Genomic DNA, 23,636 nt, shown 5'->3' with positions numbered 1-23,636 from the left:
GGTGTTTTTTCATTTAGATTGATTTTCTACCTTTAGAGAAATTTAAAATTAATGCTAAGATCGATCTCACTAAAGACAACAATATTTTTAGCCGCAATTTCCATTTTGTTTCTGTCCTGCGAAAAGGAAGTTCAAACTCAGATTGAAATCAAAACAATAAGAGATACTATTAGGATAGTCGACACATTAAATGTTGATAGACCAATAAATCTTAAAGCTAGCAAAGGTGCATATGGTTCAAAAATTACCATTTCCTGGACACCTATGCCTCTCGCTCAAAAATATCAGATTTGGAAATTTAATGATTTGACGCAAAAATATGATTTGCTTAAAGAACTTGCTGACACTACATTTGATGATATTAATATAAATAAACCTCTAACTAAAAATTTCTATAAAGTAAGAACATTTAACACATCGTCATCTTTTAGTAGATTTAATGATGCAGATTATGGATATACTTCGATATCTAACTACTACAAGCTATTAACTTTTGGGTCAGAGGGATCTGGGGCTTCGCAGTTTAACTTTAATATGCACATTGAGGTTGATAAAATAGGAAGTATTTACGTCAGTGATGAAGGTCTGAATAGAGTTTTGAAGTTTAGTGCTGCTGGAAGTTTTATTGAACAGTTTTACAGTGGATCTGGAGCCAGAGCTATGGCATTTTTCAACAACGGCAATTATATCGCTACACGTACGCAAAGTAGTTCTTATGTCCAAATATTTAATCCTAATAAACAGCTGATAAAGGAATGGGGTACATATGGAACTGGAGATAGCAATTTTGGCAACATTGAATGCTTAACAATTGATGATGAACAAAACATATGGATCGTTGATGGAGTAAATCACCGAATTAAGAAATATGACCAGAACGGGAATTTATTGCTGAAGTTTGGAAAGCAAGGAAAAGCCGAAGGAGACTTTGATGCTCCGTTTGGCATATGCTATTTCAAAAGCAAAATATACGTTTCAGATACAAGAAATAATCGTATTGAAGTATTTGATAAGAATGGTAAATTTTTAAAAGTATTTACTATAAGAGGATATATTTTTGGTATTAGAGCTTTTGGTGACAATATTTATTTAGCCAATTCTGGAGAGGGTACTATTATCAAAACTGATGAAAACGGCGACATTCAAGAAAAAATTGGTGCTGGCTCATTTTTAAATCTTGTGGATGTGACAATTGCTCCGAATGGGGATGTTATAGCTTGTGATGTTTATGGCAGAAGGATAATCGTGTTTAGAAAAGGTTAATACCTTTATTTTTGAATTTTTTAATAGGAGAACATAATTATAACCGACAGTGTTATTCTTTATACAATTTTATCTTTCTCAAAAATGTTTAGATTAGTGCATCTAAACTAAACAATCATTCCATGAAAAAAATCTATACTCTATTTCTTCTAGCATTTACTTCTGGAGTTTATGCCCAAAAATCGCCATTGAATGCCGCTGTTTCTAAAAAAGCTGATGCTATTGAACAAAAGGTTATTACTTGGCGTCGCGATTTTCATGAGCATCCTGAACTGGGTAATAATGAAGTTAGAACCGCAGGTATCATAGCAAAACATTTAGAGTCTCTAGGTATACAAGTTAAAACCGGTGTTGCAAAAACAGGTGTTGTAGGTATTTTAAAAGGAGGGAAGCCTGGGCCCGTTGTAGCATTAAGAGCAGATATGGATGGTTTGCCAGTTACTGAAAGAGTAGATTTACCTTTTGCCTCGAAAGTAAAAACTCAATATAACGGTCAACAAGTTGGCGTAATGCATGCCTGCGGTCATGATAGTCATGTAGCTATATTAATGGGTGTTGCCGAAGTTTTAGCATCAATGCAAAAGGATATTTCGGGTACTGTAAAATTTATTTTTCAACCTGCAGAAGAAGGGGTTTCTGCAGGCGAAGAAGGTGGTGCTGCTTTAATGATTAAAGAAGGTGTTTTAGAAAATCCAAAAGTTGATGTGATTTTCGGTTTACACATTAATTCTCAAACAGAAGTTGGTGATATTACCTATAAACCAGGAGGTACAATGGCTGCAGTAAATGATATGAAAATTACAGTTACAGGCAGACAGGCGCATGGCGCTTATCCCTGGAGCAGTATCGATCCCGTGGTAATTTCTGCACAAATTGTAAATAGCTTGCAAACCATTGTAAGCAGAAATTTAAACGTTACAGAAAATCCAGGTGTGGTAACCATCGGAGCCATTAATGGTGGTGTTCGCTCGAACATTATCCCCGAAAAAGTAGAGATGCTTGGTACGGTTCGTAACTTTAGTAAAGAAGATGAGGCCATGTTTATCGATAGAATAAAAACCATTGTTACCAAAACCGCCGAGGCTGGTGGCGCCAAAGCCGAAGTTAAAATACCTTATAGTAACCATTACCCGGTTACCTTTAATGATATTGCGCTAACAGAAAAAATGCTACCGAGCATGCAAGCTACAGCAGGTGCATCACATGTAAAATTGAGACCGCCAGTTACGGGTGCAGAAGATTTTTCATTTTTTCAGGAAAAAGTGCCGGGCTTATTTGTCTTCTTAGGTGGAATGCCAAAAGGGAAGGACCCAGTAAAAGCGCCCTCACATCATACACCAGATTTTTATTTAGATGAAAGCGGTTTCGTATTAGGCGTAAAATTATTATCCAATTTAACATTGGATTATATGGCTTTGAAAAAGTAGTTTAACATGTTAAATTTTATGACTTGCTGATGTTGGCTTTCAGCTTTTCATTAATTATTTCGGAGTTTAAGCAACTATTCATGCGCTAAAAAGCTACATTTGCAATTATGACCAAAGAACAAATTCAGGATTTAAGAGACAGAATAACGTCTCTGAGGAGGCATCTTTGACGTTGATGAGCTACTTTACGCCATTCGCGAGGAAGAAAAATTAACCATGGCGCCCGATTTCTGGGACGACCCTAAAAAAGCAGAAAAAATTCTTGCAGATATTAGTTCAAAGAAAAAGTGGACTGATGGTTTCGAAAAAACCAATAACGCTGTTGAAGATGCAGCCGTTATGTTTGATTTTTTTCAATCGGGTGATGCATCAGAAGAAGAATTGCAAGAGCAGTTTGAAATCAGCAAACAAGCTGTTGCCGATTTGGAACTCAAAAACATGCTTCGGAATAAAGAAGATCAGCTTTCTGCAGTAATGCAAATTACTGCAGGTGCCGGTGGAACCGAAAGTTGCGATTGGGCTTATATGCTCATGCGTATGTACATGATGTGGGGTGAAAAGAATGGCTACAAAATTACAGAACAGGATAGTCAGGAAGGCGATATAGCCGGAATTAAATCGGTTACGCTTCAATTTGACGGAGATTTTTCTTATGGATTTTTGAAAGGCGAAAATGGTGTACATCGTTTGGTGCGTATCTCTCCTTTCGACTCTAATGCTCGCAGGCATACTTCATTTGCGTCGGTATATGTTTATCCATTAGTTGATGAAACGATAGAAATATATATAAATCCGGCTGATGTTGAATTTGAAACATTTAGAGCTGGTGGTGCAGGCGGACAAAACGTAAACAAAGTGGAAACTGCGGTTCGTTTATACCACAAACCATCAGGTATTGTAATTAAAAACCAAGAATCTAGGTCTCAATTGCAGAACAAAGAAAATGCTTTGCGGTTGCTAAAATCTCAGCTTTATGAGATAGAACAACGTAAACGGAATGAAGAGATTGCTGCTATTGAAGGCTCCAAAAAGAAAATTGAATGGGGTTCGCAGATAAGAAGTTATGTTTTAGACGATAGGAGAGTAAAAGATCATCGTACGAATTACCAAACTTCAAATCCACAGGCTGTTTTAGATGGAGATATTGATGAGTTTTTAAAGGCGTACTTAATGGAGTTTTAAATCAAAATTCATTTTTTAGATTTTGTATATTTGTTTTAGTACTCGACATTTAAATTTATTAAAATGGATACTTTGATTATAGAAGTGACAGATAAAAAGGCTTACAAGCTATTAATGGATTTGGAAGAATTACATTTAATCAAAGTCATAAAAAAAAGCTCTGAAAAATTATCATCCATTCGCCTTAAAATAAAATCGCCTATGGATAATGCTGATATTGATAAGCAATTGGATCAACTACGTGATGAATGAACCAGAGATATTTAATTGACACATCAGCAGTTATAAAATATCTTAATTCAACATTTCCTTTAAGTAATCCATTTACTCTAAATATCTCTAGCAATGAATAAATCATTCCTGTTCACAATCTTATTGGCTATGTCTATTTCTGTTCTTCATGCTCAGCAAGTTATTCCGCTTTATTCAGGAGCAATTCCGGGAGCAAAGCCAACTCCTGATAGTTACGTTGAAAATACGGAAGTTCGGCAAAATGGTACGCTAAGTATAACTAAAGTATCTGTTCCAACAATAACCGTTTTCGAAGCTCCTCAAAATATATCAACTGGTACAGCTGTGATTATTTGTCCGGGTGGGGGCTACGGTGCATTGGCTTTCAGTCATGAAGGGATTGATGTTGCCAAACGTTTTAATGAAATTGGCGTTACTGCTTTTGTACTAAAATATCGTTTGCCGAGTGATGAAATAATGGTAGATAAAACCTATGCACTTTTGCAGGATGTTGAACAGGCGATTTATTTAATTCGGAAAAATTATAAAAAGTTCAATATTAAACCTAATAGAATCGGTGTGATGGGTTTCTCTGCTGGAGGGCATTTAGCATCAACTTTGTTAGCTCATTATAATGATATCAAAATAATAACCCTGAAAAAAAATCTTTAAAACCTGATTTTGCAGCATTGATTTATCCGGTAATTAGTTTTGAAAAATCTGTTCATGCAGGAACAATGAAAAATTTATTAGGTTCAGATCCATCTCAGGAATTAAAACATTATTTTTCTGCTGATAAGAACGTAAATAAGAATACGCCACCAACGTTTTTAGTACATGCTAAAGATGATAAATCTGTTCCGGTAGAAAATAGCGTAATGCTAAGCAATGTATTAAAAGCAAATAAGGTTAAAACAGAAATGTTTTTATACGAAAAAGGTGGACATGGTTTCGGCTTAATTAATCCAACTTCTGATGTGGATTGGTTTAGTTTGTTGGCCAGCTGGATGAAAAAGGAAAAGTTATAAAGAAGCATTTTCCATCTGAATTAAAAGAAAAATATTCCCCATTTGTTTAAATAATTTCCCCAACTTGGGGCTTTATTTGCATATTATCTGCTTGTCTTTTTTGTTAACTAATTGATATTCAATATTTTTTCCTTCTGGCACTCCATTTTCATTACGAAGGAAAAAAAACTAACATGAACAAACAATTAAAATTTTTAATGGTGGCAATGGTTGCTGCTATAAGTATCGCAAGTTGCAAGAAAAATGATACTGTTGAGCCAGAAAAGGAAAGTAATTGCAAAATTACAACCATTATTCCTAAAGAAGGAACCAAGCAAGGAAGTTTTGAAGTTGTTTACAATAGCAATAGCAAAATTATAAAGCTGTCAGGAAAGGATCCAGATGGTGTGCCAGTACTATATGAACTAACCTACAATCCAACTAATATATATGGGGTGGAGACAAACGGATCCAATAAGAATTTAATTGTATATAATCAAGATAATCAAAGCAGGGTAATTAACATAGTTGAGGCGGGGTCTCAAATTGCTGTACTAAAATATAATACAGATGGGTATATCAGTGAAGTGAATTATGGAGGTACTCCAATATCAGATGTGGCAAAATTAAATTATAACGATGGTAATTTAGTACAAGCACTTATCTATGATTATAATAACATCTTGATAAATGATATAAAATTTGAATATACTAGCGAAAGCGCAATTACTTCGGTAAATTTTACAGATCCATTATTCCTTAATTCTGGTCTAAGTTTAGTAGATGCTATCGTGCCTAACGGAGTATTTGGAAAGGTTTCGAAAAATCAAATTAAAAAGATAACTAATACGAGTTATCAAAATGGAAATAAAGAATTTGTTATTGATACTTTCACTTACACTAAAGATTCGAGTGGTAAAATAATTGATATATTACAAAACAACTTGCTTCAAAGGCAAACAGGCAGTAATGCTATTGTTACACTTGATAATACGAGTTTTAGTTTGGGATTAAAATATACTTGTAACTAGTTAAAATCTAATTTCGGTATATCTGAATTAAGGGAATAACCATAAAGCTTTAGCAAAATTCTTTGCAGATCGCAGAGATTGTTTTGCTAAAGCTTTTTTAATTCTTTAAAGAAGCATCAATCACACTCAATAACCCATCCGAGTAAGCATCATCCGTCAACTCCCAAAACATAATCCCATTAAGCTTTTTATCTATAACGTATTTAGTTTTTAAAGCTATTGATTTTGGATCATCGAAAGTAGCCATTCGGCGAGTGGTCGCATTGTAATAGTAGGGCGCCTTGGCTTCATCATCCCAATAATATTTGTATCCGTTTGCTTCTGAAAACTCTGTTTTAAAATTTTTGTAAGATACGCCACTTAAAAATTTGGTGGGCTGGTATAAACCTTGGTTTGCATCAGTTGTATTCTCGAAAATTCTGGCGTAGAATGCAGCTCCTAAAGCGATTTTACTTGCAGGTACGCCTAATTTAATTAATTCGTTAATGGCGTAATCTGCCGAGAGCGGCAATTCTTTGGTAGAATATAATGGCGTATGATGTCCGCTCTTTGTAGCATAACCGCTCACCAAATCATAACTCATCAAATTTACCCTATTGACGAAAGGCATTACTTTATCCCATTCGAAACAAGAATCGATGCAGTTTTTTGTTCCTCCGGCTGCAAAACTAATTTCGGCTTTTTTGCCAAGTTTTTTGCGCAATTCTGCAATAAGTAAAGTAAAGTTGTGTTTATCATCTTCGGTATACCTGTGCCCGGGAAAGCCCACAACTGCTGGATATTCCCAATCAATGTCAATCCCATCTGCCTGAAAATAATCGAGCAGATTCTTAGTTGTTTTAGCGAAAGTTTTTCTGCCTTCAGCTCGGCTAAACACTTCCGAACAATTTGCACATGCACTCCATCCACCCATAGCCATCATAACTTTTAAATTAGGGTTACGACTTTTTAGTGAAATCATTTTAGCAATCAAAGCAGAATCTTTTGCAGAACTGATATGCATGCTATCGCCTTTTAAATGCCCGAAACTGTAAATTAAGTGGCTTATTTTCTCCACTGGAAAGCTATCGAGAACTGTTCCACCGCCACCCGTGTAATAGGCTATAACATTTGGTTTTACTGTTTTTTGGGCGTTTAAATTAATGCTGCAAAAGAGGAATAATAAGATTGTAATCAAGAATTTTAATTTGGGATGGTTGTTCATAAATACGGAAGGGTTGGGATAAAATAATTTAGTAATAAGGATACGGATTATCGTCTTATAAAGAATGAACCAATCTCGGTTATTGTAGTTTTAAAATTTAAGTTATTCTTTGCCATCTTGTGCGATGATTTTCTGCAGCTCATTAAGTTCTGCCACTTTTTCTGTTGCACCAGCATTTTCATAAGCAGATATTAAGTTTCTAATTACCCGGCGAATGATATCCGTGTTGCTACATGGCCTATAATATTCTGGTAAAGCTTCTAAATTTAACTGGCGAAGAAATTGGTCAACATCATGTTTGCCAAAAATATTACCTTTATTAAAAGCATTTATGTAAAATAAAACGCCATATTCTTTACTCTCCTGTTTGCTTTCATCAATAAAACCTAAAATAAAATGCTGCGGTAAATTGATGCCATAAATAGGCATATCTAACCGCTGTGCTAATGTAGAATAGATGATGGCCAAAGAAATCTGATTTCCTTTTTTACTCTCTAAAACCTGGTTGAGATAAGAATTTTGTGGGTCGTGATGGTTTTTGGTATTGCCACCAAAGCCAAACTGCTGGTACAAAACATGATTGATGAGTTTAACTTTTTCAACAGAACTCATTTCATATTGCAAGCCCAACCAAATTTCACGCTTTATTTCTTCCAGCTGAACGATGATTTTCTGCTCATCTAAATCGGGATATTGATAGCGATTAATGATTAAAGCACCTTGAAGCAAATCGAAAGCACCACTCAAATACCATAGATTTAAATCTTCCTTTACCGTATTGAACTGAATTTTATGAACAATATTCTCTATTCGCTCTTGCAAAAGTCCATCGAACGATTGTTCCCAGGCATTCTCTAAAAAATGGATTACTTCGCCGCCATATTGCAGCAGTTTTTCCTCAACATGCTGAAAAACCTCTTCATCCGGGTCATCAAGCAATTTAACTAAGGCGCTTATTTCTGTGTTATTTTCCATAAAACATACATACGTTTGCGGCGATTAATTACTTTTGCAATATATGATAATTCAATTTATTACAGATTACTTAAAGCACCATTTAACTGCAAAAACCAGGCATGGTACGCATTCGCCTTTTGTATATAAGCTTGCAGACGAGGTAATTTACGATTTTAGCGATAAACCTGAATACAAAAATATAGAAGCACAGCGAAAAAAACTTTTTAATGACGATTCTATAATCACCGTTACCGACCTTGGAGCAGGTTCTCATTTAAATAAAAATAGGACTAAAAAGGTAAGTGAAATTGCCAAAAACGCTTTAAAAAGTCCGCGATTAGCGAAATTAATTTATCGTTTAGCCCAACAAACAAATCCAAAAACCGCAATAGAATTGGGTACTTGCCTGGGGATCACCTCCGCTTACTTATCAAAATCTAGCCCTTCTTCAAGATTAATAACGATAGAAGGTTGTCCAGAAACTGCTAAGGTTGCAAAGCAGAATTTTAAAGATTTGAATCTGAATAATATAGATTTACACGTCGGAAACTTCGATTTAATCTTGCCCGATATCATTAATAATCAACAAACTTTAGATTTTGTGTATATAGATGGCAACCATCGTAAAGATGCAACTCTGAATTATTTTAAATGGTGTTTGCCAAAAATTACCGAAAACTCTTTGCTTATTTTTGATGATATTTACTGGAGCCAAGGTATGAAAGAAGCATGGACAGAAATTAAAAGTCATCCTGAAGTTACGATTACCATTGATTTGTTTTGGATCGGCTTAGTTTATTTTAAAAAAGGGCAGGCAAAAGAACATTTTAAGTTGAAATTTAAGCAATGAAACCAGAAGCAAAATTAAGCGGTATTCAAAAGCGGTCTGCATTGCATACGCTATTAATAAGTTTCTGCTTTGGACTCAGCGTTTACCTTATTTCATTTTTATTAAGCATTGGTGTGCTAGCCCAGATTATGTTGGGTTGGGATTCTTTCTGTGTAATGCTTATTTCCCTACACTGGTATATGTTTTTCCATACGTCTCCAGCTCAAACCCATCTAAAAGCAAAAATGCAAGATGAAACCCGAGGAGAAATCTTTGCAATCGTTGTAGTTTCAACCTTCGCAGGTCTGCTTGCTGTAATTCTGGTTTTGCTCGATAAAGAAGTAAAAACCCTCGATTTAATCGTTGCCATAGCAGGAATGTTTTTATCATGGGCTTTGGTGCACACAACTTTTACCATGCGTTATGCACATTTATTTTATGGAGATGCCGAAAGTGAAGGAACAGGTTTAGAATTTCCAGGTAATGAAAAACCAGACTTTATAGATTTTGCCTATTTTTCATTTGTAATTGGTATGACTTTTCAAGTTTCGGATGTCGAAATTTCTTCCAGAAAGATTAGACGAGTTACATTATTGCATAGCGTAATCGCATTCATTTTTAATACTGTAATTGTTGCATTAACCATAAATGCATTGGCTGGTATGAGTAAATAAATTCTCTTTTTTAGGCGTCGAGTTTTTTTAGTATCTGTTTAGATTTTTTGGAAATGTAGGTTTCTGTGTGCTTGGGGGTGTGCAGTCCCGCTCCCGCTTCTGCTCCCGATGAAAAATCGGTAGCATCTCGCTTCGATCGGGTTTAGGTACGAAGGTTAACGCCATTGAATGTGCCAAAACAAATTATCTGCTTAATTTTTTTGGAAATGTAGGGTTCTGTGTGCTTGGAGGTTTTCAGTCCCGCTTCTGCTCCCGATGAAAAATCGGTAGCATTTCGCTTCGATCGGGTTTAGGCACAAAGGTTAGGTGCCTTTGGAGGCATTAATCTTTTGAATTTTAAGTTGAGTTGTACCATCCTTTCACTCTAAACCTGGCAGAAGCGGCAGCTCCGAATTTCTTCAATGAGGGCTACAACGAATGACAAGAATGCTATTCCCGATGAAAAGTTGAACGCTCATTTCCAAAAAAAAACATATTCTTTTTCGGGCATCAAACTCTTTGATAAATATTTAACGTCATTAGAGAATTGAAAATCACTTATTAGTAATCTAAAAAGATTTTTTGGAAACTTAGGGTTCTGTGTGCTTGGAGGTTTTCAGTCCCGCTCCCGCTTCTGCTCCCGATGAAAAATCGGCAGCATCTCGCTTCGATCGGGTTTAGATACAATGGTAAATACCGTTGAAGGCATTAATCTTATGAATTTTAGGCTGTGCCATCCTTTCACTCTAAACCTGGCAGAAGCGGCAGCCCCGAATTTCTTCAATGAGGGCTACAGCGAATGACAGGACTGCTGTACCCGATGAAAAGTTGAACGCTCATTTCCAAAAAAAACATATTCTTTTTCGGGCATCAAACTCTTTGATAAATATTTAACGTCATTAGAGAATTGGAAACCACTTATTAGTAATCTAAAAAGATTTTTTGAAAATTTAGGGTTCTGTGCTTTTGGAGGTCTGCAGTCCCGCTCCCGCTTCTGCTCCCGATGAAAAATCGGTAGCATCTAGCTTCGATCGGGTTTAGTTACAAAGGTTAGGTGCCTTTGGAGGCATTAATCTTGTGAATTTTATTTGTACCATCCTTTCACTCTAAACCTGGCAGAAGCGGCAGCCCCGAATTTCTTCAATGAGGGCTACAGCGAATGACAGGACTGCTGTACCCGATGAAATACTGAACGCTCATTTCCAAAAAACTATATTGTTTTTCGGCTCATCAAACTCTTTAATAAATATTTAACGTAACTAAAGAATTGAAAATCTAAAAAGATTTTTTGGAAATTATGGGTTCTGTGTGCTTGGAGGTTTTCAGTCCCGCTCCGGCTTCTGCTCCCGATGAAAAATCGGTAGCATCTCGCTTCGATCGGGTTTAGGTACGAAGGTTAGATGCCTTTGTCGGCATTAATCTTGTGAATTTTAAGGTGAGTTGTACCATCCTTTCACTCTAAACCTGGCAGAAGCGGCAGCCCCGAATTTCTTCAATGAGGGCTACAGCGAATGACAGGACTGTTATTCCCGATGAAATACTGAACGCTCATTTCCAAAAATGACACGTATTAAAATCTCTTGTAAATTGCCCAACAGCATTATTTTCAGTTTTTTAAATCTTAAAACTGATTTTTAAGGTAATTAACTTAAATTTAAGTTGTATAACTGAAAATTAAGTTATACATTTGATTATGGAAGAATTAACTAAAACAGAAGAGCGTATTATGCAGGTTTTTTGGAAGCTGCAAAAAGCTTTTGTTAAAGATATAATTGATGAACTGGATGATGAACCAAAACCACCATATAATACGATATCATCTATTGTTCGGTTGCTCGAAAAAAAAGGCTATTTAAAATATAAAGCCTACGGTAAAACTTACGAATATTTCCCTGCTATAACCAAAGAACAATACGCCAAAACAACCTTTTCCAAATTGTTTTCAGGATATTTTGATAGTTCTCCAGCTAGTCTATTATCATTTATGGTAAGGGAAGAAAAATTGAGTGAGAAAGATATAGAAGAGATTAAGAAAATTATTAATCAAAATTAAATATGATGCTAATTTATCTTTTAAAGGTATCAACCTGCACAGCAATCTTTTTCGCAACTTATCAATTGCTTTTGGCTAAACTAACATTTTTTAAGTTAAATAGGGCGTATCTAATTCTTGCACTTATTGTTAGTTTCGTAATACCTGCCTTAACTATTGAAAACACTCAAGAGGTTTTTGTAAACAAAAATGCAAGTCAGTTAAACATTGCTTACAGCACCGACACAGCCATCGAAGAGAATATTGAAAATAACATAGGAAATATTTCTAATCCATCCAATTGGATGCACATACTAGAATACTGTTATTACGCAATTGCATTACTATTTCTGCTGAAATATTTGGTAAGTATGGGATATATAAAATACAGCTTACATAAGCATAAGGTGTCTCAAATAGGTTCTGTTATTTTAGTAAATACGTTCTGCAAACTAAAAAATTGCTCTTTTTTTAACAAGATTGTCGTTGATGCTTCACTTTCTGAAGAGGAAAAAAACTTGGTTACAGCACATGAAATGGTGCATGTTGCACAGATGCATAGTGTTGATAAAGCAATAGTAAATATTGCCGCTTGCATTTTGTGGTTTAACCCAATAGTTTATCTCTGGCGCTTTGCGGTTGAGGCTAATCATGAGTTTCTGGCCGATGAAGAAACAAATACCAGAACTGATAAAAAATTGTACGCTTCACTATTATTGAGTTTAGCTAAACCATCAGATAATTTTGCAACACATAACTTTAGTAAACTACCATTAAAAAAACGAATTACTATGATGTTTAAAAAACCTAATACACCCGAAAAAAAGATTGTTTATTTAGCAATCATTCCTGTGCTGTGTTTTTGCTTTATGGCTTTTATCAATAAAAAGCAGATAATTATTGAAAAGCAAATACTACGTAATGGTTCTGTTTTACCAAACAGAGTTATACCAGCAGAAGTGCCCTTGTCCAATAATTTAACTGCTAAAAAACTTGATGGTTCTACCAGATTATTGAAAGGCAATTTAAATAGTAGCCAAAATCAATTGGCCGCGATTAATTTAGATAACATACTCAATATTAATGAGCATCAAAATTCAGTATCGATTAATAAGGATATGAAGGTTTTGCAAACTGGAAAGGAAATAATATTGGTTGTGGATGCAGGTCATGGCGGGAGAGATGGTGCTTCGGTTGGTGTTGGAGGGGTGAAGGAGAAGGATTTGAATTTAAGAGCGGCTCAAATTCTTAAAGAAGAGGCTAACAAAAGAAATATAAAAGTTGTATTAACTAGAAGTAATGATACCATGATAGCACTTCGGGAGCGATTGCCTAATGAAGATGCAACCGCTTTTATATCCATTCATCATAATTCTATGCCAAAAGCGAGTATGAAACCCAGTTTTGAAGGAATAGAGATATTTGTAACTAAATCGAACCCAAATATTAAAATGTCTAAAAAATTTGGTGGTTATTTATTAACTTCTTTGAATCAATTGGGAGATTTAGAAGTTCGAGATAGTCTTAAAAATGCAAATTTGCTTTTAACCAGAGAATCAAAAATTCCAGCTGTAGTTATTGAACTGGGCAATATCAGTAGCGAAAAAAGTCTGACTTATGTAAGCGATGAGAAAAATTTAAGAAGGATTTGTAATCTGATTTTAGACGGTTTCGTTAAGTTCTCTAGATTATAATTTAGGAATAAAAATAGAATGCAAAAACTTTTGTTCTCGTTTTTATTCCTAATGATTGCAATTGAGATCAAGGCTCAACATAAAATCTTTGGACACATTTATAATGAAAATAATGTATTGCAATCGGTATCTGTAGCAATAAAAGATAAATCAAAGAACTCTCATTTTACCCAAACCGATAGCCTTGGGCAATATTTTTTTTCAGAACTAAAGCAAGGTGCTTATGTTCTTAAATTCTCTTCAGTAAGCTTTAAAAGTAAAGAAATTTCTATTTTCCTTCAAGGAGATACGACAATAAAAACCATTCTTGACGTATTTTCATATAATCTTAAAGATGTTCAAGTCAATTTAAAAAAGCAACTAATTGAGAAAAAAGTAGACCGAACTGTTTTCAATGCCGAAATTAGTACGGCAGCAATTGGTACAGATGCATTGGAATTGCTTGCTAAAGTTCCTGGTATAACGGTTTTAAATAATAAAGTTTCATTAGTTGGGAAGGGTAATGTTAACGTAATGATTAATGATAAACTGATTCAATTATCAGAAGATGATTTATCAAACTACCTAAAATCTATTTCTGCTGAAAGCATTTCGAAAATAGAATTGATTACAAATCCACCTGCTAAATACGATGCGCAAGGGAACAACGGTTTAGTCAATATCGTGCTAAAGAAAAATACGATAGAAGGTTTTCGTGGTTCGGTAAATTTAACTTTTACACAGGCAAATTACTCTACCATTGCTACTGGCGGAAGTCTCAATTACAAAAGAGATAAGCTAACGCTTTATACAAATTTTAATGTCCGTAAAGGTTCATTAGTTCCATTCGAGCAAAGCAATATTTTTTATCCTTCACAAACTTGGAATATTGTAAATAAGGATAGAAATTTCAGAATAGTTCCAGGCGGTCAATTTGGTGCTGATTATCAATTATCAAAAAAGACACTTTTAGGATTATCCTACAATGGTGGTTTAACCAAATTTCATTCTGAAGAGAACATTAAAACGAGTGTTTATAATACTATTGGAATTATCGATTCTATTCTTAATTCTGATGCAAATGCGAAAATCAAATCACATTCCAACGCTGCAAACTTTTACATAAAGCATGCGTTAGACTCTGCAGGTAAACAAATTACCATTACAGGCGATTGGTTTAAATATAATGATGAAAGAAACCGATTTTTTAATAACACAAGTTATCTGAAGGATGGCGTTATCATTCCAAATTCATTTACAGAGTATTTATCTGAAAGCGCTCAAAATATTGATTTATTTACGATTAAGGCTGATGTAGATTTACCATATAAATCTTTTAATTTATCTTTCGGTACAAAACTAAGTCTTATTAAGAACGAAAGTAATTTGGCGTTTTATAAAAAACAGAGCGATTTTTATCAGCAGGATTTATCACAAACAGATGAATTTAATTATAGTGAGAATACGCAGGCCGCTTACATAAACATAAGCAAAAAGAAAAGAAGATGGGATTTTCAGGCCGGTTTGAGAGGAGAATATTCACAGATTAATGGCATCTCCACTAATGAAGCCAATAAAAGTAGTTATTTCCAATTGTTTCCAACAGTTTTCCTTACTTATCGAGCTAATGAAAATAGTACATTCTCAGCAAACTACGGTCGAAGAATTAATCGGCCGGCCTATAGAAAATTAAATCCTTTTCGCTGGTATAGTAATCAGTATACTTATGCAGAAGGAAATCCATTTTTGCAACCATCTTACAATAACAATATAGAACTATCGCACATTTATAAAAATAGTTTCACAACTACTGTTTCTTTTAATAAACTATCAAATGGCTATAATGATATTAATTTCGTGGCTTTTAATTCAAACATTCAAATATCAAAACCTGTAAACGTCATTAGTGGTTACAATTATCAATTAAGCAATTCGGTTGTTTTTAATCAGTTAAAATGGTTAGAAAGCATCAATCAGTTCGACGTGTTTTACAACGTTTCAAATTCAAACCTGCCGGAAACTTTAAATAATTTAAGGGGTTTTGGTGCTTACTTGTCTACGGTTAACCAGTTTATTTTTAACCAAACGAAAACGATTTTGTGCGATGTTAGCTTTTGGTATCAATTTCCAACTATTGAAGGTTTGAATAAAAACAAGAGTCAGTATAACTTGGATTTGGGATTGAAAATGTTGCTGTTGAATAAAAAAATTCAGCTGGCCGTAAATGCTTCAGATGTTTTAAAATCAAATAAATATCTTTTCAGTAATATAGTTAATAATATCAGCCAGGAATACAATAATTATTACGATAGTCGCCAAATACGAATTAGTGTTCGTTTTAATTTTGGAAACGAAAAAATTAAGCAGGTGGAAAGAAAAGTAGGAAATGAAGAGGAGCGAGGAAGAGGCAATTAGTTTATAAATTAATCCCTGGCATTTGTTAAAATAAATTATCAAACTAGCTTCATACTATGAAAGATAAAAGCGATGTTCAGAAACAAACTGGCGTTTCCGTTCACCACTTTCCAACCAGCGATAAACAATACAAAGCAAGTGCAATTAATGATAAAGATAAAATTGCTGATAACGCATTTTCATTCATGTTTTCAGCCCCGCTCACGCTTCTGCTCCCGATGAAAAATCGGTAGCATCTCGCTTCAATCGGGTTTAATTACAAAGGTTGGATGTCGTTGGGAAGAATTTAAATAGCTTAAAGGATGTTTTTGTTGTACTATCCATTCAAACTAAACCTGGCAGAAGCGGCAGCCCCCGAATTTTTCATGAGGGCTACAGCGAATGGCAGGACAGCTATTCCAGATGAGAAACTGAACGTTAATTTCCAAAAAAATACCTACTCTTTTCTATTTACAATCATTTAAGCGACATTAAGAATTGAAATCACTTATTAATAATCTGAAAAGATTTTTTGAAAATTTAGGGTTCTGTGCGTTTGGAGGTTTTCAGCCCCGCTCACGCTTCTGCTCCCGATGAAAAATCGGTAGCATCTCGCTTCGATCGGGTTTAGTTACAAAGGTTAGATGTTGTTGGAAACAACTTAAATAGCTTAAAGGATGTTTTGGTTGTACTATCCATTCAAAGTAAACCTGGTAGAAGCTGCAGCCCCGAATTTTTTCAATGAGGGCTACAGCGAATGACAGGACTGCTATTCCCAATGAAAAATTGTACGCTCATTTCCAAAAAAAATATTCTTTTCAGTTCATCAAACTCTATTTATAGTTTAAACGGTATTTGAAATTTTAAAACGCCTCGGCTAAACTTATATAAAATCCGCTTTGACGTTTTTCATTTGCTAGTTTTTCACCTAAACCATAATCAACACGCACACTTAAACCTTTCGCGGTATCAAAGAAATACCTGCCACCAGCACCAAAATTTGGCTTTAAACTTTTCAGGTTAGCATTATTATTGTCGAAAACTTTGCCCACCCCTGCGAAGGCAACAATTCCAAATCGGTTCATAAAGCGATAACGCAACTCAACTTGTGATGCAAGAAGATTTTCATCACGATAGCGACCACCATAATATCCACGCATAATTTGGTCATTGCCCAATTGCTGCAACAAGTAAAATGGCGTATTTGTGCCCTGGATGGTGTAATAAATGCCTTGAGCACCTACAATTAATTTTTTACTTATTGGCCAGAAGTTTCTTATGTCGAGTTTAATCTGGCTTCCGGTAAAATTATCACCACCAAAAAAATGAGGTGCAAATTGATAGGTAACACGGCCAAAAAAGCCTTTTGATGGATAATTATTGGAATTCCGGGTATCGTAACTTTGACTAACTCCGGCATAAATCACAGAACCTCCATCTCTATCTAAAACTGCAGGATTATTGCTAAAAATTCCTCCGCTAACCTCATCTGTAAATTTATAGTTTTCAAAACCCAATGAAATACCGGTATAAGCGTTTTTTAAGAAAGTTTTTTCAACATCGAAAAGTGCTTTTATTTGGTTCATTACTAATTTGTCTTCATCTGTTTTTTGGGTGTTATTTCCTAGGCCATAGAAGTTAAAAGGCATGCGCTTAAAACGAACATCGCCAATAAAATGATATTTATTGCCCGGCGACCATGCATCACCTTTTAAAGAAATATTATATGTTTTTTTTGTTGAATAAGTTGCGTTTAGCGAAAAATTTGAGCTTCTAGTTATCGTGTCAATTCTATCGGTGTAGTAAGAGTAAATGGCACCCACACCAAATTCAAGTCCTGTTTCTTGAGAATAGCCGAATGATGGAATGGGTAAAAAACTGGCTTTTCTGGTCGTATCTTTTTCATTTGAAAGCATTTTTGTTATCAATTTCATTTGTGCCATTCCTGAAAAAGAAATTGCGAATAAGGAAAGTAAAAGCCCCAGTTTTTTCATTTTGCAAAGAAAAGAAATTTACAGCATACCAAGAGTCTGTAAAATGTTTGAATTTGAATATTGAACCTATTAAGCTTAAACAGTTTATTGCGAATTGAAGTTTGTTTATCTATTTTTGCGCCAAATAGATAAAAAAATGAGCAACACAAGAGGACCAATATCTCAATTTATGGAGCGTAATTATCTCCATTTTAATGCTGCGGCTATGATGGATGCAGCTAAAGGATATGAAACGCATTTGGATGAAGGTGGCAAAATGATGATTACTTTAGCAGGTGCAATGAGTACGGCAGAGTTAGGAATCTCGCTTGCAGAAATGATTCGTCAGGATAAGGTTGCGATTATATCGTGTACAGGAGCCAATCTTGAAGAAGATATCATGAATCTGGTTGCGCATTCTCATTATAAACGCGTTCCAAATTATAGAGATTTAAGTCCACAGGATGAGTGGGATTTGTTAGAAAACCACTACAACCGTGTTACTGATACGTGCATTCCCGAAGAGGAAGCATTTCGCCGGTTGCAAAAACATATTCATAAAATATGGAAAGATGCAAACGATGCTGGTGAGCGATATTTCCCGCATGAGTTTATGTACAAAATGCTTCTAAGCGGCGATTTGGAACAATACTATGAAATTGATCCAAAAAATTCGTGGATGTTGGCCGCGGCTGAAAAGAATTTGCCAATTGTGGTTCCAGGATGGGAAGATTCTACAATGGGTAATATCTTCGCTTCTTATGTAATGAAAAAGGAAATGAATGCTACTACTATGAAAAGTGGTATCGAATATATGGGTTGGTTGGCCGATTGGTACATTGCCAATAGCGAAGGTAAAGGAATTGGTTTCTTTCAGATAGGTGGTGGTATTGCTGGTGATTTCCCAATATGCGTTGTGCCAATGCTTTATCAGGATATGGAAATGCCGAATATTCCTTTCTGGAGCTATTTCTGTCAGATTTCAGATTCAACAACATCATACGGTTCATATTCTGGTGCAGTACCGAACGAAAAAATCACTTGGGGTAAATTAGATATTCATACACCAAAATTTATTGTTGAAAGCGATGCGACTATCGTTGCACCTTTAATGTTTGCCTGGATTTTAAAGCAGTAAAAATAAAATATTATAAAACCAAATGGTTTTATGCATGCCCATTGGAGATAAAATCGAAAATGGGCATTTTAGTTGACTGAATGAGCTGAATCGGCATTTGTTTAGAATGATTATAAATTGTATTTGAGGTCAGTATTATGTCATGGGATTTCCTAATAAGTTATACTTTTGTTCAAGTTTTGATGGAGATATATCAGTCTTAGCATCAATTTCACAACAAAAAGTAAATTAAATAAGTATAAAGTGTTCATTATGAGAGATATCTCGATGATTTTAAAAAATGTTTGGAAGTCGTTATTACTGTTTACAGCTATTTCTGCAATAGCGGTTTCTACCGTTAGTGCTCAAGATGCTGCAGCTGGTAGAACACTATTCAAGGCGAAGTGTACATCTTGCCATGCGTTAGATCAAAAAATGGTTGGTCCGGCGTTAACGGGTGTTAGCGATCGTCACTCAGAAGCATTCCTGTTAAAATGGATTCCAAACTCACAAGGTTTAATTGCATCAGGCGATCCTGAAGCTGTTAAACTTTATAATGAGAATGGTAAAGTTGCGATGACTTCTTTTCCTGAATTGGATGAGACTAAAGTTAAAGACATTTTAGCTTACATTAAAGAAGGAGAGCCAAAACCAAAAGCTGGCGTTGCTGGTGCTGGTGGAACTCAAGCTGTCGATAATGGCGATGTATCTGGTTTATCAATTGCTGGTATTGTTGCTATCGTAGTAGTTGCTGTTGTAATCTTAGTAATTTTAGGTCGTGCTTCTAAATTGTTGGAACGATTAATTTTACAAAAACAAGGCATCGAAACAGAAGAAGATGTGCCTTTGAAAGTTGGTGTTCGTAAAATGTTCAAGAACAAGAAGTTTGTTATGTTCTTCATTTTATGTTTAATCATTGCATTAGGTTCTTGGGGATGGATGGGAATGTGGAACACTGGTGTTCACACAGGTTATCAGCCAGTTCAGCCGATTAAGTTCTCTCACGAGTTGCATGCTGGTATCAATCAAATTGATTGTCAATATTGTCACAATGGAGCATTTAAATCAAAAAACTCAACAATTCCATCATTAAATGTTTGTATGAACTGTCACAAAGCTGTTCAGGCAAGAGATAATTATGAAGGTGAGATTTCTCCAGAGATTAAGAAAATTTACAATGCTTTAGGTTACGATCCTGAAACTCAAAAATACGACAAGAGCAAAGAAAAACCAATGGAGTGGGTACGTGTACACAACCTTCCTGATTTTGCTTACTTCAACCACTCGCAACACGTTGTTGTTGGAGCTGATGCAATTCGTAAAGCAAAAGGACTACAACCAAATGAGCCTGTATGTTTCGCTTGTCATGGTCCGGTTAATACAATGGAAGAGATTTATCAATATTCTCCATTAACCATGAAATGGTGTATCAATTGCCATAAAGAAACAGATATTTCTGGTCAGAAAAATAATGCTTTCTACGCTAAAGTTATTGAAGCGCATGAGAAAATTAAAAAAGGCGAGAAAATTACACCAGCTTTATTGGGTGGTTTAGAGTGTGGTAAGTGCCACTATTAATAGATTAGAGTTTTAGTAAGAACGTTCGATAAACAGTAATATAGCTTAAATGGAAAGCAATAAAAAATACTGGAAAGGCTTAGAGGAGTATAACAATACACCCGATTTTGTTAAAAATAACAAAAACGAATTCGCCGAGCCACTTCCAATAGAAGATGTTTTAAATGAAGCAGGGTTAAGTACCGTTACCCCACGCCGCGACTTTTTAAAGGCGTTAGGTTTTGGTTTAGGTGCTGTAACTTTAGCTGCATGTCAAAGTACACCTTTAAAAAAATCAATACCTTACCTGGTAAAACCTGAAGAGGTTACACCTGGTATTCCTAACTATTATACTTCTAGCTTTAATGGCCAAAGTATTTTAGTTAAAACCAGAGAGGGTAGGCCAATTAAAATTGAACCAAACCCAAATGCAGGTGCATACTTCCGTGGAACGGATGCAAGAGCACAGGCTTCTGTTTTAGATTTATATGATGTATCAAAATTAAAAGCACCAGTTCTTAAATCAAAAGAAGCAACATGGGCAGAGGTTGATACTTATGTTAAATCAGAACTGGCTAAAGCACAAGTTTCTGGAAAGAAAATACGCTTGGTTGCTTCAACAGTAAATAGTCCATCTACTAATGCAGTAATTGCTCAATTTGTAGCAAAATATCCTGCTGCTAAATTGGTTCAGTATGATGCAGTTTCTTATACTGGTATCATTCAAGCAAATCAAAATAGTTTTGGTAAAGCAGTTTTGCCAAAATACAATTTCGATAAAGCTGATTTAATAGTAAGTTTTGGTGCCGATTTCTTAGGAACCTGGATTAGTGGTGAAGAGTTTACTGCTCAATACACTGCTAACCGTAACTATAAATCATTAGAAAATAAAAAAATGAGCCGCCACATTCAGATTGAAAGTGGAATGAGCTTAACAGGTACTAATGCAGATACCCGTATTCCAATTAAGTTATCGGAAGAAGGTCCTGCTTTAATCGCTTTATATAATGCAATTACCGGTCAGTCTTTACCTGGTGGAACTTTGCCAAATAATGCTACTGTAGATAAGGTAATTAAACTGGCTGCAAAAGAATTGATACAAGCTAAAGGTAAATCTTTGGTAGTTTGTGGTTCTAACGATGTTTCTACGCAAATTTTAGTTAATGCAATAAATGCTGCGATTGGTAGCTACGGAACAACTATAGATTTGGATAATCCTTGTTACTTATACGCTGGTAACGATGCGGAATTTAACGGTTTGGTCGCAGAAATGGGTCGTGGAGAGGTTGGAGCAGTAATGTTTTTAAATAGCAACCCTGCTTACGATTTTATTGATAACAAAAAATTCGCTGATTCACTTTCGAAAGTTCCTGCTAAAATATCTTTTGCAGACAGAGCTGATGAAACTGCGTCATTATGTGATGCAATTGCCATTAATCATAACTATTTAGAATCGTGGGGCGATGCTCATGCATACGAAGGATATTATTCTATCGTTCAGCCAACCATCAATCCTGTTTTCAATAGCCGTCAGGCAGAGGAAAGTTTGTTAATTTGGGCTGATGCTCCGGTTAAAGATTACTATCAGTTTGTACGTAGCAATTGGGAAACTCAAATGCTTCCTGCCCTTGGACTAAAATGGAATGATGTTTTAGAAAAAGGTGTTGTTACAGCTGCTGCAAAACCAGCAGGTACGTATTCATTTAGCCTTTCATTAGCAGCAGTTGCTACTTCAATTGTTAATAGCAGCAAAGCATTAGCAAAGGATGTACAATTGCAAGTTTATGAAAGCGTTCCAATGCGTGATGGTAAAAATGCTAACAATGCATTCTTGCAAGAATTACCAGATCCTGTCTCGAAAGTAACCTGGGATAACTTTGTTGCAATTGCACCTAAATATGCAGAAACATTAAAAATTAGTGAATTTGATGTTGTAACTGTTAAAGGAAGCAATGGATATTCAATCGATTTGCCTGTTCTTATCCAACCAGGTCAAGCTCAAGGTACAGCATCTATTGCTTTAGGTTATGGCCGTACTAAAGTTGGTAAAGCTGGTAATGATGTTGGTAAAAATGCTTTCCCTTTCGTTTCTTTTGTAAACGGAACAATGCAATATGCTACAACCGTAACCATTACGCCAACTGGTGGAACTTACGAATTGGCGCAAACACAAACGCACCATTCATTTGAAGGTCGTAATGTAATTCGTGAAGCTACCTTTAAAGAATACTTAAAAAACCCAGCAGCAGGTACAGGTAAAAGTGAAGAAGGGCATAAAAATTATGACCTTTGGGATAAATACGAGCAACCAGGCAATAGCTGGGTTATGGCTATTGATTTAAATGCTTGTACAGGTTGTGGTTCTTGTATCGTGGCTTGTAACGTAGAAAATAACATTCCTGTTGTAGGTCGTGATGAGGTTCGCCGTCGTCGTGAAATGCACTGGATTCGTATCGACCGTTACTATAGCTATGAAACACCAACAGGTGATGTAACAAGAGAAAAAGAAATTGATAAATTGGAAGATTTAGATAACGTTTCTGTTGTTCACCAGCCAATGTTATGCCAGCACTGTGATCATGCTCCGTGTGAAACTGTTTGCCCTGTATTGGCAACAGTACACTCATCAGACGGATTAAACCACATGGCTTATAACCGTTGTGTAGGTACTCGTTACTGTGCAAATAACTGTCCATATAAAGTTCGTCGTTTTAACTGGTTTAACTACTGGAACGATTCTCGTTTCGATAACTATTTAAATAACGAGTTTACTCAATTGGTTTTAAATCCTGATGTAACTACACGTTCACGTGGTGTTATGGAAAAATGCTCTATGTGTATCCAGAGAATACAAGCAGGTAAATTGAAAGCTAAAATTGAGAAACGTCCATTAAAAGATGGCGATATTAAAATGGCTTGTCAGGAAGCATGTTCAGCAAATGCAATCATATTTGGTGATGCTAATGATCCTAATTCTGAAGTTTCAAAAGCTTTACGTTCTGAGCGTATTTATTACGTATTAGAAGAAATCAACGTGAAACCAGGTATCGGATATATGACAAAAATTAGAAATACAGATACAACAGTACAAGCGTAAGCTTTAGTA

The 23,636-nt window shown here is 35.3% G+C and carries 19 protein-coding genes; 16 read left to right on the top strand and 3 right to left on the bottom strand.

What is annotated here, in order from left to right; all coding sequences use genetic code 11:
- Positions 1–105 precede the first annotated feature (105 nt).
- The 7 genes from D7004_RS05210 (at position 106) to D7004_RS05185 (ending at position 6,141) form a co-directional block, all read left to right on the top strand.
- Positions 106–1,263 carry an NHL repeat-containing protein gene (locus tag D7004_RS05210; RefSeq protein ID WP_167459421.1) on the top strand — a complete coding sequence of 386 codons (1,158 nt, stop codon included), beginning with the start codon at positions 106–108 and terminating at the stop codon, positions 1,261–1,263.
- A gap of 122 nt (positions 1,264–1,385) precedes the next feature.
- Entirely contained in the window at positions 1,386–2,690 is a 1,305-nt protein-coding gene (locus D7004_RS05205) for an amidohydrolase (RefSeq protein ID WP_123204814.1), read from the top strand.
- A 107-nt stretch (positions 2,691–2,797) separates the two neighbouring features.
- Positions 2,798–3,872, top strand: a protein-coding gene (gene prfB / locus D7004_RS05200) for a peptide chain release factor 2 (protein ID WP_123204813.1) whose coding sequence is annotated in 2 segments (ribosomal slippage) — positions 2,798–2,857 and positions 2,859–3,872 — 1,074 coding nt in all. Because the reading frame shifts where the segments join, the coding sequence is not laid out codon by codon here.
- A 63-nt stretch (positions 3,873–3,935) separates the two neighbouring features.
- Positions 3,936–4,124 carry a hypothetical protein gene (locus tag D7004_RS05195; protein WP_123204812.1) on the top strand — a complete coding sequence of 63 codons (189 nt, stop codon included), beginning with the start codon at positions 3,936–3,938 and terminating at the stop codon, positions 4,122–4,124.
- A 93-nt stretch (positions 4,125–4,217) separates the two neighbouring features.
- Positions 4,218–4,775, top strand: a complete 558-nt coding sequence (locus D7004_RS20955; RefSeq protein ID WP_244214252.1) for an alpha/beta hydrolase — start codon at positions 4,218–4,220, stop codon at positions 4,773–4,775.
- A 65-nt stretch (positions 4,776–4,840) separates the two neighbouring features.
- Entirely contained in the window at positions 4,841–5,131 is a 291-nt protein-coding gene (locus D7004_RS20950) for an alpha/beta hydrolase family protein (RefSeq protein WP_244214251.1), read from the top strand.
- Positions 5,132–5,304: 173 nt separating this feature from the next.
- Positions 5,305–6,141, top strand: a complete 837-nt coding sequence (locus D7004_RS05185; RefSeq protein WP_123204811.1) for a hypothetical protein — start codon at positions 5,305–5,307, stop codon at positions 6,139–6,141.
- A gap of 97 nt (positions 6,142–6,238) precedes the next feature.
- Here D7004_RS05185 and D7004_RS05180 read toward each other — a convergent pair whose 3' ends face one another.
- Both D7004_RS05180 and D7004_RS05175 read right to left on the bottom strand, forming a co-directional pair.
- Positions 6,239–7,318, bottom strand: a complete 1,080-nt coding sequence (locus D7004_RS05180; protein WP_244214250.1) for a glycoside hydrolase family 18 protein — start codon at positions 7,316–7,318, stop codon at positions 6,239–6,241.
- Positions 7,319–7,447: 129 nt separating this feature from the next.
- Positions 7,448–8,320: a transglutaminase-like domain-containing protein gene (locus tag D7004_RS05175; RefSeq protein WP_123204809.1), complete on the bottom strand. Its 873-nt coding sequence runs from the start codon at positions 8,318–8,320 to the stop codon at positions 7,448–7,450.
- Positions 8,321–8,363: 43 nt separating this feature from the next.
- Between D7004_RS05175 and D7004_RS05170 the strand changes: the two genes are divergently transcribed.
- The 6 genes from D7004_RS05170 (at position 8,364) to D7004_RS20580 (ending at position 16,137) form a co-directional block, all read left to right on the top strand.
- A complete protein-coding gene (locus D7004_RS05170; RefSeq protein ID WP_123204808.1) occupies positions 8,364–9,152 on the top strand; it encodes an O-methyltransferase in 789 nt (262 codons plus the stop codon).
- Positions 9,149–9,805, top strand: coding sequence for a DUF1345 domain-containing protein (locus D7004_RS05165; RefSeq protein WP_123204807.1), 657 nt, complete (start codon positions 9,149–9,151; stop codon positions 9,803–9,805). Before D7004_RS05170 ends, D7004_RS05165 begins: the two co-directional genes overlap by 4 nt.
- A gap of 1,672 nt (positions 9,806–11,477) precedes the next feature.
- Positions 11,478–11,837 carry a BlaI/MecI/CopY family transcriptional regulator gene (locus D7004_RS05160; protein WP_123204806.1) on the top strand — a complete coding sequence of 120 codons (360 nt, stop codon included), beginning with the start codon at positions 11,478–11,480 and terminating at the stop codon, positions 11,835–11,837.
- Positions 11,838–11,839: 2 nt separating this feature from the next.
- Positions 11,840–13,510, top strand: coding sequence for an N-acetylmuramoyl-L-alanine amidase (locus D7004_RS05155; protein WP_123204805.1), 1,671 nt, complete (start codon positions 11,840–11,842; stop codon positions 13,508–13,510).
- A gap of 51 nt (positions 13,511–13,561) precedes the next feature.
- Positions 13,562–15,904 carry an outer membrane beta-barrel family protein gene (locus tag D7004_RS05150; RefSeq protein ID WP_167459420.1) on the top strand — a complete coding sequence of 781 codons (2,343 nt, stop codon included), beginning with the start codon at positions 13,562–13,564 and terminating at the stop codon, positions 15,902–15,904.
- Between the two features lie 56 nt (positions 15,905–15,960).
- Positions 15,961–16,137, top strand: coding sequence for a hypothetical protein (locus D7004_RS20580; RefSeq protein WP_167459419.1), 177 nt, complete (start codon positions 15,961–15,963; stop codon positions 16,135–16,137).
- 609 nt (positions 16,138–16,746) lie between these two features.
- On the opposite strand, the gene D7004_RS05145 is transcribed toward D7004_RS20580, so the two are convergent.
- On the bottom strand, positions 16,747–17,877 hold the full coding sequence (locus D7004_RS05145) for a BamA/TamA family outer membrane protein (RefSeq protein ID WP_123204803.1): 1,131 nt from the start codon (positions 17,875–17,877) through the stop codon (positions 16,747–16,749).
- Positions 17,878–18,013: 136 nt separating this feature from the next.
- Between D7004_RS05145 and D7004_RS05140 the strand changes: the two genes are divergently transcribed.
- The 3 genes from D7004_RS05140 (at position 18,014) to D7004_RS05130 (ending at position 23,627) form a co-directional block, all read left to right on the top strand.
- Positions 18,014–18,994 carry a deoxyhypusine synthase family protein gene (locus D7004_RS05140; protein WP_123204802.1) on the top strand — a complete coding sequence of 327 codons (981 nt, stop codon included), beginning with the start codon at positions 18,014–18,016 and terminating at the stop codon, positions 18,992–18,994.
- Between the two features lie 252 nt (positions 18,995–19,246).
- On the top strand, positions 19,247–20,551 hold the full coding sequence (locus D7004_RS05135) for a c-type cytochrome (RefSeq protein WP_123204801.1): 1,305 nt from the start codon (positions 19,247–19,249) through the stop codon (positions 20,549–20,551).
- Between the two features lie 49 nt (positions 20,552–20,600).
- Positions 20,601–23,627, top strand: coding sequence for a TAT-variant-translocated molybdopterin oxidoreductase (locus tag D7004_RS05130; RefSeq protein ID WP_123204800.1), 3,027 nt, complete (start codon positions 20,601–20,603; stop codon positions 23,625–23,627).
- Positions 23,628–23,636 lie beyond the last annotated feature (9 nt).

It is taken from the genome of Pedobacter jejuensis (genome assembly GCF_003725795.1).
Taxonomy (GTDB): domain Bacteria; phylum Bacteroidota; class Bacteroidia; order Sphingobacteriales; family Sphingobacteriaceae; genus Pedobacter; species Pedobacter jejuensis.
This window is presented reverse-complemented; position numbering and strand designations above follow the sequence as displayed.

Bases quoted from the DNA above. Each gene is read 5' to 3' on its own strand.
- D7004_RS05205 (WP_123204814.1), top strand. From the start codon at position 1,386: ATGAAAAAAATCTATACTCTATTTCTTCTAGCATTTACTTCTGGAGTT.
- D7004_RS05195 (WP_123204812.1), top strand. From the start codon at position 3,936: ATGGATACTTTGATTATAGAAGTGACAGATAAAAAGGCTTACAAGCTA.
- D7004_RS20955 (WP_244214252.1), top strand. From the start codon at position 4,218: ATGAATAAATCATTCCTGTTCACAATCTTATTGGCTATGTCTATTTCT.
- D7004_RS20950 (WP_244214251.1), top strand. From the start codon at position 4,841: ATGAAAAATTTATTAGGTTCAGATCCATCTCAGGAATTAAAACATTAT.
- D7004_RS05185 (WP_123204811.1), top strand. From the start codon at position 5,305: ATGAACAAACAATTAAAATTTTTAATGGTGGCAATGGTTGCTGCTATA.
- D7004_RS05175 (WP_123204809.1), bottom strand. From the start codon at position 8,320: ATGGAAAATAACACAGAAATAAGCGCCTTAGTTAAATTGCTTGATGAC.
- D7004_RS05170 (WP_123204808.1), top strand. From the start codon at position 8,364: ATGATAATTCAATTTATTACAGATTACTTAAAGCACCATTTAACTGCA.
- D7004_RS05165 (WP_123204807.1), top strand. From the start codon at position 9,149: ATGAAACCAGAAGCAAAATTAAGCGGTATTCAAAAGCGGTCTGCATTG.
- D7004_RS05160 (WP_123204806.1), top strand. From the start codon at position 11,478: ATGGAAGAATTAACTAAAACAGAAGAGCGTATTATGCAGGTTTTTTGG.
- D7004_RS05155 (WP_123204805.1), top strand. From the start codon at position 11,840: ATGATGCTAATTTATCTTTTAAAGGTATCAACCTGCACAGCAATCTTT.
- D7004_RS05150 (WP_167459420.1), top strand. From the start codon at position 13,562: ATGATTGCAATTGAGATCAAGGCTCAACATAAAATCTTTGGACACATT.
- D7004_RS20580 (WP_167459419.1), top strand. From the start codon at position 15,961: ATGAAAGATAAAAGCGATGTTCAGAAACAAACTGGCGTTTCCGTTCAC.
- D7004_RS05145 (WP_123204803.1), bottom strand. From the start codon at position 17,877: ATGAAAAAACTGGGGCTTTTACTTTCCTTATTCGCAATTTCTTTTTCA.
- D7004_RS05140 (WP_123204802.1), top strand. From the start codon at position 18,014: ATGAGCAACACAAGAGGACCAATATCTCAATTTATGGAGCGTAATTAT.
- D7004_RS05135 (WP_123204801.1), top strand. From the start codon at position 19,247: ATGAGAGATATCTCGATGATTTTAAAAAATGTTTGGAAGTCGTTATTA.
- D7004_RS05130 (WP_123204800.1), top strand. From the start codon at position 20,601: ATGGAAAGCAATAAAAAATACTGGAAAGGCTTAGAGGAGTATAACAAT.